This is a genomic window from Mesorhizobium sp. M0018 (assembly GCF_040323955.1).
GTDB lineage: Bacteria > Pseudomonadota > Alphaproteobacteria > Rhizobiales > Rhizobiaceae > Mesorhizobium.
On sequence record NZ_JAMYVL010000015.1, the window covers coordinates 80590 to 93261 of the forward strand.

Consider the following 12672-nt stretch of genomic DNA (forward strand, 5'->3'; position numbering starts at 1 on the left):
TGCCGCCCTTTTTGTTTGCTTCATAGCGGGCTGCCCCGGCTCAAGCGGCGATATCAATGCACCGCGGCAGTGGCACTCTTGGCCGGCAAAGCGCCCTCAATCAGCGCCGCGACCTCATCGGCTACCGCCAGCACCGGGGCGCGGTCGTGGGTGGCGCGTGCGATCACCATCAGCCCTTCCAGCGATGATTCGACCAGCAGTGCCAGCGCATGCGCGCGGCGCTCGGGCACCCCTGCCCCGACGAAGGCCGCCCTGAGCAAGCCTATCCATTGCTCGAAGGCGGAGCGGCACAACTCGGCCAGTTCCGGCATGTCGATCGGCGAGTCCAACACCACGGGCGCGATCGGGCAACCGAGCGTGAACCGATTGTCTTCCAGCATGCGCGCGACCGACTGGTAGATGTGGTGGACGGCCACCGCCGGGTCCTTTTCGGCTGCAAGGGCCTCGCCCAGCCTTTTCGAGACGTCCTCGACGCTGTCGCGCGTCACCTCGATGACCAACTGGTCCTTGCCGCCCGGAAAATGAAAATAGAGCGAGCCTCTCGGCGCGCCTGAGGCGCTCAATATATCGTTGAGCGACGTGCCGTGGTAGCCGCGCTGCCTCAGCAGCAGCCCCGTCGTCTCGAGTATGCGGGTGCGGGTGTCGTTCGCCATGTCAACCTCTGTCAGGAGTAAGCATTATAGGCCTTGCCTCGAATATGACAATCGGTCTATATATAATATGTAGATCAGTCTACATATACGAGAGGCAAATGCGCAGTTATCGTCTTGAAGGAACCTGCGGGACCAAGTGCCTGGTGATGCGCGACGAGGCGCAGCCGACGCCGAAGCCGCACGAGATCGTCGTGCGTGTCCGCGCCACCGCGCTCAACCGCCGCGATACGATGATCCTCAACGGCACCTACCCGCTGGCGCCGCGCCAAGGCGTTATCCCGCTGAGCGACGGCGCCGGTGAAGTCGTTGCGGTCGGCGATGCCGTCACCCGCTTTGCCGTCGGCGACCGCGTCACCGGCAGTTATTTTGCGCGCTGGATCGATGGCCGCATCAATGCCGGTCTGATCGACCAGCTTGGCTGCACGCTGGACGGGATGCTGGCCGAATACGCCGTGCTCGACGAGCAATGGGCGGTGCGGCTTCCCGATCATCTCGACTGGCATCAAGCGGCGACACTAACCTGCGCCGGCCTGACCGCCTGGAATGCCGTGACGGCGGCCGAAATGCCGAAGCCCGGCCAATGGGTTCTTGTCATCGGTTCAGGTGGCGTCGCGCTATTTGCGCTGCAATTCGCCAAGCTGCTCGGCTGCCGTGTCGTGGCAGTCAGCTCGCGCAACGAGAAGCTGGACCGGTTGCAGGCGCTGGGCGCCGACCTCGTCGTCGCGACCGCCGACATGCCGGAATGGGGTGCTGCGGTACGAGAGCAGACCGGCGGCATCGACCTCGTCGTCGAGACCGGCGGCCCGCCGACCTTCGCGCAGTCGATGATCGCCTGCGCGCTTTACGGGCGCATCGTGCTTCTCACCATACAGGATGCGAAAGGCGGGACGGTGCAGATCCCCGGCCCGGTCTACCAGCGCAGCCTCGCCACCATCAGCCGCCTGTTCGTCGGCAATCGCACCAACCTCGAAGCCATGCTGCGCGCCATCTCGGTGCATCGGCTTAAGCCTGTCATCGACAAGGTGTTCGCCTTCGACGAGGCCAACGACGCCTATCGCTATTTCCAGCAAGGCGACGTCTTCGGGAAAGTGGTCGTCGACAGCGCCTGACTGGTCCGCCCCAAAATCTGATCGACCCCTCAAATCAAAGGAGAGACACAATGACCATTATGACCATTCGTGAAGCAGAGGCCCAATGGCAGGGATCGTTGAAGGAAGGTTCGGGCCGGCTGAAGCTCGGCAGCGGCGTCTTCGAAGGCGCCTACTCGTTCCCGTCGCGTTTCGAGAACGGTCCCGGCACCAACCCCGAGGAATTGATTGCGGCGGCGCATGCCGGCTGCTTCTCGATGGCGCTGAGCGCCGTCCTCGGCCGCGAAGGTTACACTCCCGCACGCATCCACACGATCGCGAAAGCGCATCTCGGCGCCACCGCGGCTGGACCGACGCTGACCCGTATCGAGCTGGAAACCGCGGCAAGCGTCGCCGGGCTGGCGGCGGGGGAGTTCGAGCGGCTGGCGCAGACGGCCAAGGAGAGCTGCCTCGTGTCGCGGGCGCTGGCCGGCGTCGCAGTGATCACGCTCAAGGCCCGCCTCATCGAAACCGCTACCGATCACTGAAGGGAAGGAATATCCAATGACACAGGAACTCGTCATCGACATCGCCGCCGCCAAACGCTCCGCCGAAACGGCCGAGATCATGCGGCGCTACAACGACGTCTTCCAGCGCCACGACCCGTCGGCGCTCGACGATCTGGTGGCGGAAGATTGCGTGATCGAAAACACCACGCCGGCCCCGGACGGCGCCCGCCGCATCGGCAAGGGCGCCTGCGTCGAACTGTGGTCGGCGATCGCAACCGGACCCGGCACGCGCTTCGACATTGAAGAAACTTTCGTCGCCGGCGATCGGGCGACGATCCGCTGGCGCTACTGGATGGGCGACGGCAATTCGCTGCGCGGCGTCAACCTGATGCGCGTGGCGGACGGGCAGATTGTCGAGGCCATGGGCTATGTGAAGGGATAGATTTGCGCTGCCCGCGACCTTCCTGTCTACCGGTCCGCCAGCGCCAGTTTGGCGCCGAGCATGACAAAGGCTCCGGCGAAGGTACGGCGCATCCAGGTCAGCACCTTTGGCCGCGACACGACATGGCTGCGGATTGACGCCGCGAAAACGCCGTAGCCGACAAAGACCACGAAGGTGAGCAGCATGAAGACGCTGCTGAGCTCCAGCATCTGCGACAGCGCATGCGGTTCGGTGGTGCTGACGAATTGCGGCAGGAAGGCAAAGAAGAAGATCGACAGCTTCGGATTGAGGATGTTGATGAGGATGCCCGAAGTGATCACCTTGCCGGCCGAGCGCGGCGCCACATTTTCGTCGACGCTCAGGCCGCCCTTCTCCTTCAGCGTGTTCCAGGCCATGTAGAGAAGATAGGCGACGCCGAGATACTTCAGCGTCTCGAAGGCGACGGCACTGGTATGCAGCAGAGCCGCGAGGCCGGTGATGGCGGCCGCCATGTGCGGAATGATGCCGAGCGTGCAGCCGAAAGCGGCAATGATGCTGGCGCGCGCGCCACGCGAAAGCCCGGCGCTCAGCGTATAGAGAACGCCGGTACCGGGCGAAGCCACGACAATCAGCGACGTCAACAGAAATTCGATGCTCACGGATGGTCTCCCGGTGCTGGCCCTGCCGCCGGCAGCGTAATAAGCGAAACGTGCGGGCACAAGCCAGCCTGAGAGCCTATGCGCATTCAGATCATGCTGTTGGCGTGCAGCTTGCTGTCCGCGACGGGCTGCCGAACTTCCCAGTGTTCGACCAGCTTGCTGTCCTTCAGCCTGAAAATGTCGACAATGGCCAGGCCCTCCTCCTCCGGTTCGCGTTTTGCGTGCATGTGCACGATGACGAAATCCCCTTCGGCAAAAATCCGCTTCACCTCTCCCTTCACGAGGGGAAATGACTGTTTGAGCTGCTGCAGATAGGCTTTGAAGCCGTCCGCACCATCCGCAATGTTCGGATTGTGTTGGATGTAGCGTTCGCCAAAATGCATCGAAGCAGCTTCGATGTTGCCCTGGTTTACTGCTTTGTCGATGAAGTCCAGGACGATCGTTTTGTTGGTCTCGAGCGAATTATGGATCTTGGCTGGAACTGGATTTGATGGTTCGTCACGCATGTTTTTGCTCCTTCAGGTGCCTGCTTCTGCCGGTGTGGACGGGAGCGTCCGCAGGCCGATATTGCCAACATGATCAGCCACGCTTGTGAGACGGTCGATACGCTATTCGCCTGGATTCTTATCCAATCGTCTAATATCGTCAATCTGGTTATCGGCGGAGGATGGTTCTCATGGATGCCTTGTCCGAAGTTCTTGCTTCGCTGAGATTTGGCAGCGCCATGATCGGCAGCGCGACCCTGCATCGGCCCTGGGGTATTTCGGTGGATCCGACAAGGAATGCCGCCATCCACGTCATCCAGAACGGCGAATGCTGGCTGCGGTTAGCCGGTGAAAGGGAGCCGATCCGCTTAGGCGAGGGAGATGTCATCCTTGTCGCGAGCGGTATCGGGCATACCCTTTGCAATCCGGCGGATGCACCGACGGCATCGATATCCGCCGTCCTTTCCGCGAATCGGAGCGGAGCGGAACCGAAAAGCGAAAGCGGCGCGACAACTCTTCTTTGTGCGAGATATTCACTCGACGGCGTCGGGCCATACCCGATGGTTTCGCTGCTTCCTCCGCTGATCCATTTGACCCGAAATCAGATTGGCACCAGCGAGCCGCTGCGGCTTGCCCTGGGACTTCTGCAGGTCGAAGCGAAAGGCGATCTCGGCGGCCACGACATTGTCGCCCCACGCCTTCTCGACAGCACGTTGATCTTCTTGTTGCGTGCCTGGATCGAACATCAGCCACTCGGAACAGGGGGATGGTTTGGCGCCTTGCGCGACAAAGGCATTGCGCAGGCTTTGCGCATGATCCACGAGCAGCCGGGCAATCCCTGGACTATCGCTTCCCTTGCCAGCGGCGCGGCACAGTCTCGAGCCACCTTCGCGCGTCGCTTCGCTCAACTGATAGGACAGCCGCCGCTGTCCTATGTGACCCGGTGGCGGATGAACCTTGCCGCCAAGGCTCTGCGGGAAACGAACCAGAACATTGGCGAGATCGGGCGCGCCGTCGGATATGAATCGGTGCCGTCGTTCTCGCAGGCATTCAAACGATTGACCGGACGATCGCCCGGCCTCTACCGCAGCGACTTTCGCGCATCTGATTGACGAAATTCAAACTGGGACGCCAGCCCGAGGGCCGTCATTCAAGCGTCGGCAGACCGTGAGCCCGACGCGCGATCAGGCAGTCGTCATCGCCCGGCATGCAGGCGCGGCAGACGTCGGGGCGGATGTCGTGGATGCCGCAGGCCGTTGACTTGCCGACCTCGCCGCACAGTGCCGAACAGCGCGCGCCGTCGCAGCGCATACCGGCTTCGTCGGCAGCCACGTATTTTTGCGGGATAAGGTCGAGCTGCGCGTCATCCTCGGTGGAGAAGCGCGGCCATCTGGACGAGTAGGCGCAGCAGGCGCCACAGGTCTGGCAATCGAAGGCAATCGGACCGACGCCCTCTTGTGGCGACGAAAACTCCTCTGCGACCGCCAGGGCAAGCAGCCTTGGCGCAGATTTCCGGTCGGCATTTTGCTGCAAGGACGCTATTTCTTCTTGGGCTTGCGCGGCGGTGCTTCCGCCGGCGACCTGAACAGATCGGTGCCCGCTTCGGCGGCTTCGCCGGTTTTTGGCGCGGCCGCCGGCTTGGCCGGCTTCACGGCGGCAGCAGGCGCTGCCGGCTGGCCCTTGGCGGAAAACTTGATTGCCATATCAATCCTCGTCAGAGAAACGCGATGATGGCGCATTCGGATTGCGAAGGCGGCCGATGAGCGCCGAAACGGCCGTGATGTTCATTTCTTCGGGCGACCAGTTCCTGGCTTCCTCGATGTGCCGGGGCGCCAGTTCGCGATGCGTGCTGCCGCTGTAGGCAGCATCCGGATAGGTCACGCGCTCGTGCGTCTTGGCGTTTTCCCGGACATATTCGATCAGATAATTGGGGCATTCGGCGCGGCCGCGCACGCCGAGCCGCACCTGAGCATCGCCGTGGACACGCCGGCAGCGCTCAAGCTTTTCGAGCACGCGCCGGACATATTCGACCGGCTTGTCTAGTTCACCCACGACATCGGCGATGGTCGAATCGGCGGCGATCGCCTTTTGAGGCACGCGTTTGGTGGCCATCAGCGTTTGCCTGCGCGTTTTGGCGAGGCTGCGAGCGCAACCGCCGCCGCCATGTCGTCGGCTTCCTTCTCCAGGCGCAATTCGCGCAGCCGCGCGGTCTTGGCTTCGCGGGCCTGGCTGACGGCATCCCGTTCGGAATTGATGCGGTCGAGCGACATCGACTGGGTCCGCGTCTTGCTGAAAATGGATTCGGCCTGGTCGCGGGGTTTTTTTGAAGTTGCGGTCAAGGTCTTTCTCCCGGTTCGGAGCACGCCGCCGAAAAGTGGCGAGACTGGTCTTTCGGCCAGGATCCCGCACAAAGCAATACGGCAGCCGGTTTCAAATTGCTGGAACGTCCTTAGAGACCGTTTGGAAATTCTACTCTGACGGCCATCTGATGGGGTTTTCTGCGCTTCCGGTGCTCACGGACCCAAATGTCCGCTGCGCTCCGGTTCTCGAAACCACCACCATATGACTCGCCGGAGCGAATTTCGAAACAGCCTCTTAGCACGTCCGGGCCGTCGAGCAGCGCTCTTTCGGCGGTCGAAGCGCAAAAATGAAAAAGGCCAGGCACCGCCTGACCTCCCATGAGAACGCCTGCGCATCCCGAGAGACGCGCAAGGGAACGTTCTTCTCATGCGCATGAGCGGGGACTTAACCTCCCCGCCACCATGCGCTGGAATTTGCCATTCACCGGTGCCAGTACATCCGTGGTCACCGGTGAGGCTTAATTCCGTTTTAGGCCGCCTTCAACTGGTCGGCGGACATCTTGCCCGACTTGTTGTCGCGGACCATCTCGTAGCCAAGCTTCTGGCCCTCGACGATGTCGCGCATTCCGGCGCGCTCGACGGCTGAGATGTGGACGAAAACGTCGGCAGAACCGTCGTCAGGCTGAATAAAACCAAAACCCTTGGTGGCGTTGAACCATTTAACTGTGCCTGTGCTCATAACGAACCCTTTCCATGGCAAATATTCGTTCGTCGTCATGCGGATGCACAACAACGTTTGTCTCGATTTTGATGGGGGAAGTTCGCCAAAGGCGCGCCTAAGCACGCGGATAACAAAAGTCGGTCAAACAAATATCGACAAAGTTCTTGTAGACTTCTTTGCGCCTTATGTCAATTTTTTTGATTTGTCACACTCGCCGAGGGCGCCGCGACTGCCCGTGCAGGCATATTGGAGAGCGAAAGCCGGGCGAGCCGAAGCCACTTAGCCGGGAACCATTTTGGCGCCGGAGCATTTTCTTCGGTGTCGAAAGCCGTTCTCGAAAGAGCGATCTTGAGAAAAGGCGGACGACAAACAGGACGCCCCCCGCGCAGATAAAAGGCACGAGGGGCGTTCCTGTGTGATGCGACCATTCGCGCCGCTGCCCCTGCTCCTCACAGCATGCCGCGGCTGAGCCCGCCATCCACCGGCAACGCCACGCCGGTGACATAGGCGGCGGCGGCGCTGGCCAGGAATGCGGCAACGGCGCCGAATTCAGCGGGCGTGCCGTAGCGCTTTGCCGGGATTTCGGCCTGACTCTCGGCGGCGATCACAGCAGCGTCGACACCCCTGTCGGCGGCGTCCATCGCGTCGAACTGTTTCGTCCGGTCCGTCGCAAAACGGCCCGGCAGCAACAGGTTGACCGTGACGCCGTCCGCCGCCACTTCGCCGGCCAGCGTCTTGGCCCAGCCGGCGAGCGACGCACGCAGCGCGTTCGAAGCGGTAAGCCCGGGGATCGGCTCGCGGACGGACGTGGAGGAAACGGCGATGATGCGTCCCCAGCGCCGTGCCCGCATGCCTGGCAGGAAAGAAATGGCGATGCGCATCTGGCTCAGCACCATGCTGGTGAACTGCTTTTCCCAGACGCTCGCATCGAAGACGCTGGCCGCGAAGGGCGGCGGGCCGCCGCCATTGAGCAGGACGATGTCGATCCGCTGATGCTCGTCCTCGATGGCACGGATCAGCCGGGAGACGCTGTCGTTGTCGGAAAGATCGGCGCTGAAGGTCGAGCAGACGGGGCTGGCGGACTCGATCGCGCGCCGCGCCGCATCCAGGGTCTCCTCCCCTCGTCCGACCAGGATGATCTCCGCGCCTTTCGCCGCGAGCGCTTCGGCGACGCCGAAACCCAGGCCCTTGCCTCCGCCGAGAACAAGCGCCTTCCGCCTCTCAAGATTTGTATTTATCAAGCCAAGCCTTCCCCTGGTTTCGCTGCGCACTCTCGGATCAGGCCCGAGTGCATGCTTTGGGGGTGCATCAGCGGACATGCACAATGGCGTCGGCTTCGACCGAAACATTGGCCGGCAAGCCGGCCATGCCGAGCGAGCAGCGGGCATGCTCGCCACGCTCGCCGAAAACATGGAGCAGAAATTCGGATGCTCCGTTGCCGACCTCCGAATAGGCCGCAAAGCCGGCCGCCGCGTTCACATAGACGGTCAGCTTGGCGAATCTCACGACGCGCTCGAGATTGCCGTCCAATTCCTTGTCCAGCCAATAGACGATGTTGGCCGCGCAGAGCCGGGCGGCGTTCCGCGCCGCGGCCAGATCGATCTCTGCGCCGACCTGGCCGATCGCAGCGATCTCCTGCCCGATCTCGGGGATCTGACCGGAGACATAGACGATGTCTGCGACCCGAACCGTCGGCGAGAACGGCAAAGCGGGCCGATCGAGCGACGGCCAGGCGACACCGAACTCCTCAAATCTTTGTCTGTAGGACAAGGTGGCTGCTCCTGTTTTCGTTGGTGCGAGCGGACCTTGAATTCAGATCGGGCTTTCGGGTAGCCTGATAGTGCTGACACAGCTATCAGGAATTCTTATGACTAGCGATATCGACATCAGGCTGCTGCGCGCCTTCGTCACCGTGGCCGATACGGGAACGGTGAGCCGGGCCGCCGATCGGCTTGCCCGCACCCAGGCGGCGGTGAGTATGCAGCTTCAGCGCCTCGAGGGTGAAGTCGGCGCCGAGCTGCTGCGCCGTTCGCCGCGCGGCGTGACGCTGACCGAGGCCGGCGAGATCCTGCTCGCCTTCGCCCGCAAGGCCATCGCGATCGGCGACGATGCCAGGCGCGAGATAGAAGGCCGCAGGCTGGTCGGCCGTGTCCGGCTGGGCATCGTCGAGGATTTGGCGATAACGCGGCTGCCGTTGATCATCGCCGAATTCCGCCGCCGGCATCCTTCCGTGGAGATCGAGCTGACGTCGGCCAGCAGCAGCGATCTCAGCAAGTCGCTGGGCGAAGGAAGATGCGACATCGTCATGGCCGATCCGGCGCGCTTCACAATGGCGCCGCGAGGCCATGTGTCACGACAGCTGGTCTGGGCGGCAAGCCGCATGATCGAGATCGATGACGAGGTCGAGCTTCCGCTGATCATCTTCGAAGGCGCCTGCTCCTGGCAGGACAGAATGCTGGCCTCGCTCGCCGAGGCCGGGATCGGCTGGAAGATCGGCTGCCGCGTGTCGACCTTCGCGACGCTGATCTCGGCGCTGAGGGCCGGGCTCGGCATCGGGCTTCTGCTGCAAGAAGGACTGCCGCCCGACTGCCAAAGCCTCAACGGACGCTTCAACCTGCCGCCGGCGGCGATGGCGGATTTCGGCGTCTATCTCGCGAGGGACCCGTCGCGGCTGGTCGAGGAGTGTGGCGATTTCCTGCGAGCGGGATTCGAAGCGTAGCGAAATATCTGACGCCGTTCACCGTTCCTGGTCGGTCGGGCGGATGACGATCTCGTTGACGTTGACATGTGCCGGCTGGCTCACGGCGTAGAAAATGGCCGCGGCGATGTCCTCGGCGGTCAGCGCCTCCATGGCGGCGAGCCGCTGGTCGAGCCCGGCCTTCGCCGCCGGGTTGGTGACATGGTCGCCGAGTTCGGTGCGCACAAGGCCAGGCTCGATGACGGTGACGCGAACCTTATCGGCATAGACTTCGCGGCGCAGCGATTCGGAAAAGCCGACGACGCCGAACTTGGTTGCGGCATAGCCGCTGGCGCCGGGATTGGCGACGCGTCCGGCGATCGACGAGACATTGACGATGTGACCCTTGGCGGCCCTCAGATGCGGCAGCGCCGCCTTGGTGACGCCCATCAGCGCCAGCAGGTTGAGCTCAATCATGCGGCGCCAGTCGTCGAGTTCGGCATCGGCGGCCGGCGACAGAAGCATGACACCTGCATTGTTAACGAGGATGTCGAGGCGGCCCCATTCGGTGACAACCTTGTCGACCATGGCGGTGACATCGTCGTTGCTGGTGACGTCGGCCTCGATGCGGAGCGCCGTGCCGCCGGCCTTTTCGATACGTGCGGCCAGCGCTTCGAGACGATCGGCGCGGCGTGCGGCAATCGCCACCTTGGCCCCGGCGGCTGCGAGCGCCACAGCCGTTGCCTCGCCGATGCCCGAGGAGGCGCCGGTGACGAGTGCGACCTTGCCGGCCAGTGCGGAAGAAACAGAAGTCATTGTGAAGTCTCCAAGGCCCCTGCCCGATCTTCAGATAGGCCGCGGGCCGCGAAGTGGAAGACCGGCTTTGCTCGGCTCTACTCGTCTGGGCCGGGCTCCGGCCAAGGCTCTTTCGCCGCCTCGGCATACCAGTGCCGCATCGCCGGGATCGAAAGCACGGCGTCGACATAGGCGCGGGTGTCGGGCGCCAGCGTGCCACCATAGGTGTCGAAGCGGGTGACGACCGGCGCGTACATGGCATCGGCCGCGGTGAAACGGCCAAACAGAAACGGCCCGCCTTTGCCGTATTTTTCGCGGCATTCGCGCCATAGCCCTTCGATGCGCGCCCGTTGCGCCTCACCTTCGGCGTCGAGCGGCTTGTGGCCTTTCGGCCGGCGCAAATTCATCGGCCAGCCATAGCGGACCTCGCGAAAGCCGGAATGCATCTCTGTCGCCGCCGAGCGGGCCAGCGCGCGGGCGCCGATGTCGGCCGGCCACAGCTTTTTCTCGGGAAACAGCTCAGCAAGATATTCAAGGATGGCAAGGGTTTCCCAGACGATCCGGACCTCGCCATTCGGCAGCCGATGGTTCAGCACCGGCACCTGGCCGGTCGGCGATATCCTGGCCAGATTGGCCGCGGTCTCGGGCGTGCGCAGGCGCACAAGACCTTCCTCGAACGGGATCTCCAGATGCTTCATCGCCAGCCACGGCCGCAGTGACCACGACGAAAAACACTTGTTGCCGATGAAGAGCGTGAATTCAGCCATTGTCCCTCCGGCCCTGTCTGTTCGGGCGTTCTGGTGCACCCTATCCTGTCGGCTTCGCGGCCGGAAGCTATCCCAATCGACGGGCAGAACCCGGAACCTAAGCGATTCGCGACCGTTTCTCCAGGCGAACGGTCCAGGAGATGCGAGATGGTGAACAAGGATCAGGTTGCCGGCGTTGCCAAGCAAGCCAAGGGCTCGGTCAAGCAGACCGCCGGCAAGGCCACCGGCAACAGGCGCACCGAGGCCGAAGGCGACGTCGACAAGGCCACCGGCAAGATGCAGAAGGCTTACGGCGACGTGAAGGACAAGGTGAAGAAGGCGCTTTGACGCCGGCCCTTCGTGAACCAGGAAGAGGCGGCTCGGCCGCCTTTTTTGGCCCTCTCCTGCCCGTCAGAAAGTCAGGCTTTTGCTGTATGCCTTGGTGAAGGTGACCTCGCCATGATCTCCGGCGGCTTCGCCCAGCACCACATCCATGCTGTTTCCCGTCACCCGCGCCAACGCAAAGCCGCCCATGAAGGCGGCCTTCGGCTTGAACAAGTCGACCCCGTCACGGTGGTAGATCATCGGCGTCGCGTGCTGGTGGCCATGGAAGATGCCGACGACGTTGTAACCCTTCAGCACAGCCACCAGCGCCTGCCTGTCGGCTTCGCTCCACCAGTGGGGCGGACCCTTGCCGCCGTCGTCGAAGGTTTTCTCGGCGGCGTCCCATCTTTCGATCGAAAAAGTATCCCAGCCATAATGCTGGAACAGGATGACCGGGCGGCCGTCGCCGGCATAGGTTGCCAGGTCCTGCTTCAGCCATGGCAGGCTGCTGGTGGCGCCATGGCCGGTATCGCCGGCGAAACGGTGCGTCTGGACAAGATGCAGGCCGCCCCAATCCCATGAATAGCAATCGGTCCCGACATCGTAGTCGGTCGCCGGCGCAGGCGGCTTGAAGAACACGCCGGGGCGGTGGTTGACCTCGACGTAGTCGCGCATTTCGCGGCGGTACCAGTCGACATGCGAGCGCGGGCCGTTCTGGTCGAGGTCGTGGTTGCCGAGGCCGACATAGACCGGCATGTGCACGCGGTCGGGGCCGACGCCTTGCTGGTAGCGCTGGCTGAACTGAAGCAGTTGCGTGCCCTCGCTGGGCTGGGTGATCTGGCCGCCGCCATCATCGGTGATGTCGCCGCCAACGACCAGGCCGAGCGGCGTGCCGATGTTGCCCGTCGAGCGCAGGCCGGTGGCAACGCCATCGATTTCAGCCGGCCATTGCCTGTCGCCGACGCCGTTGAGTGCGGCGACGTTGCGCAGCAAGGCAGCGTCGGTCTTGCCCTCCTGCTCGCAATGCGGGCTCAATCCGTTCGCCGTGCGGCAGGCATGGACATCGGCGATAAACAAGAAGGTGGCGTCGATCGGCGGGATGCGCTGGCCGGTCTGGCCGAAGGCCGGGTGCGAAACGGCGCCGGCCGCGGCAAGGCCCGCTGCCTGCATCAGGAACCTGCGCCGGGAAACCGGCCGGGCGGGAATGCGATGCATCATGCGCTAAAATTCAGCACGACGGGGACCGGCAGTCCAGTTGCTCGTAAAGTATGTCGACACGTTCTCCCAGGTCTGGCATTGCTTTCGGCATTCAACT

19 protein-coding genes are annotated in these 12672 nt (G+C 63.1%); 6 read left to right on the plus strand and 13 right to left on the minus strand.

Annotated elements, in window-relative coordinates; genetic code table 11:
- Nucleotides 1–53: 53 nt before the first annotated feature.
- The gene (locus tag NKJ81_RS21085; protein WP_352541607.1) at nucleotides 54–653 is read right to left on the minus strand and encodes a TetR/AcrR family transcriptional regulator; all 600 of its coding nucleotides are present in this window, start codon (nucleotides 651–653) and stop codon (nucleotides 54–56) included.
- A gap of 98 nt (nucleotides 654–751) precedes the next feature.
- Here NKJ81_RS21085 and NKJ81_RS21090 point away from each other — a divergent pair, with 98 nt between their 5' ends.
- The 3 genes from NKJ81_RS21090 to NKJ81_RS21100 are packed head-to-tail and all read left to right on the plus strand — an operon-like array spanning nucleotide 752 to nucleotide 2671.
- Nucleotides 752–1762 carry a zinc-dependent alcohol dehydrogenase family protein gene (locus tag NKJ81_RS21090; RefSeq protein ID WP_352541608.1) on the plus strand — a complete coding sequence of 337 codons (1011 nt, stop codon included), beginning with the start codon at nucleotides 752–754 and terminating at the stop codon, nucleotides 1760–1762.
- Between the two features lie 59 nt (nucleotides 1763–1821).
- Entirely contained in the window at nucleotides 1822–2268 is a 447-nt protein-coding gene (locus NKJ81_RS21095) for an OsmC family protein (RefSeq protein WP_352541661.1), read from the plus strand.
- A 16-nt stretch (nucleotides 2269–2284) separates the two neighbouring features.
- Complete coding sequence (locus NKJ81_RS21100) at nucleotides 2285–2671, plus strand: nuclear transport factor 2 family protein (RefSeq protein WP_352472667.1); 387 nt, start codon at nucleotides 2285–2287, stop codon at nucleotides 2669–2671.
- 26 nt (nucleotides 2672–2697) lie between these two features.
- Here the strand turns inward: NKJ81_RS21100 and NKJ81_RS21105 are convergent, their stop codons facing one another.
- Both NKJ81_RS21105 and NKJ81_RS21110 read right to left on the minus strand, forming a co-directional pair.
- On the minus strand, nucleotides 2698–3309 hold the full coding sequence (locus NKJ81_RS21105; protein WP_352472666.1) for a LysE family translocator: 612 nt from the start codon (nucleotides 3307–3309) through the stop codon (nucleotides 2698–2700).
- A gap of 86 nt (nucleotides 3310–3395) precedes the next feature.
- Nucleotides 3396–3815 carry a nuclear transport factor 2 family protein gene (locus NKJ81_RS21110; protein ID WP_352541609.1) on the minus strand — a complete coding sequence of 140 codons (420 nt, stop codon included), beginning with the start codon at nucleotides 3813–3815 and terminating at the stop codon, nucleotides 3396–3398.
- 170 nt (nucleotides 3816–3985) lie between these two features.
- Between NKJ81_RS21110 and NKJ81_RS21115 the strand changes: the two genes are divergently transcribed.
- Nucleotides 3986–4906 (plus strand): AraC family transcriptional regulator, encoded by a 921-nt coding sequence (locus NKJ81_RS21115; protein ID WP_352541610.1) that lies wholly within the window; start codon nucleotides 3986–3988, stop codon nucleotides 4904–4906.
- 34 nt (nucleotides 4907–4940) lie between these two features.
- Here the strand turns inward: NKJ81_RS21115 and NKJ81_RS21120 are convergent, their stop codons facing one another.
- From NKJ81_RS21120 to NKJ81_RS21150, 7 genes are all read right to left on the minus strand, one after another.
- Nucleotides 4941–5282: a YkgJ family cysteine cluster protein gene (locus tag NKJ81_RS21120; protein ID WP_352541662.1), complete on the minus strand. Its 342-nt coding sequence runs from the start codon at nucleotides 5280–5282 to the stop codon at nucleotides 4941–4943.
- 50 nt (nucleotides 5283–5332) lie between these two features.
- Nucleotides 5333–5497, minus strand: coding sequence for a hypothetical protein (locus tag NKJ81_RS21125; protein WP_023722752.1), 165 nt, complete (start codon nucleotides 5495–5497; stop codon nucleotides 5333–5335).
- Between the two features lies 1 nt (nucleotide 5498).
- Nucleotides 5499–5906 carry a hypothetical protein gene (locus tag NKJ81_RS21130; protein WP_352472663.1) on the minus strand — a complete coding sequence of 136 codons (408 nt, stop codon included), beginning with the start codon at nucleotides 5904–5906 and terminating at the stop codon, nucleotides 5499–5501.
- Nucleotides 5906–6133 (minus strand): hypothetical protein, encoded by a 228-nt coding sequence (locus tag NKJ81_RS21135; RefSeq protein ID WP_023677608.1) that lies wholly within the window; start codon nucleotides 6131–6133, stop codon nucleotides 5906–5908. Before NKJ81_RS21135 ends, NKJ81_RS21130 begins: the two co-directional genes overlap by 1 nt.
- Nucleotides 6134–6623: 490 nt before the next feature.
- The gene (locus NKJ81_RS21140; RefSeq protein ID WP_010915421.1) at nucleotides 6624–6833 is read right to left on the minus strand and encodes a cold-shock protein; all 210 of its coding nucleotides are present in this window, start codon (nucleotides 6831–6833) and stop codon (nucleotides 6624–6626) included.
- 431 nt (nucleotides 6834–7264) lie between these two features.
- Nucleotides 7265–8056: an SDR family oxidoreductase gene (locus NKJ81_RS21145; protein WP_352541611.1), complete on the minus strand. Its 792-nt coding sequence runs from the start codon at nucleotides 8054–8056 to the stop codon at nucleotides 7265–7267.
- A 67-nt stretch (nucleotides 8057–8123) separates the two neighbouring features.
- Nucleotides 8124–8585: a RidA family protein gene (locus tag NKJ81_RS21150; RefSeq protein ID WP_352541612.1), complete on the minus strand. Its 462-nt coding sequence runs from the start codon at nucleotides 8583–8585 to the stop codon at nucleotides 8124–8126.
- A gap of 97 nt (nucleotides 8586–8682) precedes the next feature.
- Between NKJ81_RS21150 and NKJ81_RS21155 the strand changes: the two genes are divergently transcribed.
- Nucleotides 8683–9534, plus strand: coding sequence for a LysR family transcriptional regulator (locus tag NKJ81_RS21155; RefSeq protein ID WP_352541613.1), 852 nt, complete (start codon nucleotides 8683–8685; stop codon nucleotides 9532–9534).
- 18 nt (nucleotides 9535–9552) lie between these two features.
- Here NKJ81_RS21155 and NKJ81_RS21160 read toward each other — a convergent pair whose 3' ends face one another.
- Together NKJ81_RS21160 and NKJ81_RS21165 are read right to left on the minus strand one after the other, a co-directional pair.
- A complete protein-coding gene (locus tag NKJ81_RS21160; RefSeq protein ID WP_352541614.1) occupies nucleotides 9553–10308 on the minus strand; it encodes an SDR family NAD(P)-dependent oxidoreductase in 756 nt (251 codons plus the stop codon).
- A gap of 77 nt (nucleotides 10309–10385) precedes the next feature.
- A complete protein-coding gene (locus NKJ81_RS21165) occupies nucleotides 10386–11054 on the minus strand; it encodes a glutathione S-transferase family protein (protein ID WP_352541615.1) in 669 nt (222 codons plus the stop codon).
- A gap of 147 nt (nucleotides 11055–11201) precedes the next feature.
- Between NKJ81_RS21165 and NKJ81_RS21170 the strand changes: the two genes are divergently transcribed.
- Entirely contained in the window at nucleotides 11202–11381 is a 180-nt protein-coding gene (locus NKJ81_RS21170) for a CsbD family protein (protein WP_254820647.1), read from the plus strand.
- Between the two features lie 63 nt (nucleotides 11382–11444).
- Here NKJ81_RS21170 and NKJ81_RS21175 read toward each other — a convergent pair whose 3' ends face one another.
- Nucleotides 11445–12575 carry a metallophosphoesterase gene (locus tag NKJ81_RS21175; RefSeq protein WP_352541616.1) on the minus strand — a complete coding sequence of 377 codons (1131 nt, stop codon included), beginning with the start codon at nucleotides 12573–12575 and terminating at the stop codon, nucleotides 11445–11447.
- Nucleotides 12576–12672: the final 97 nt, after the last annotated feature.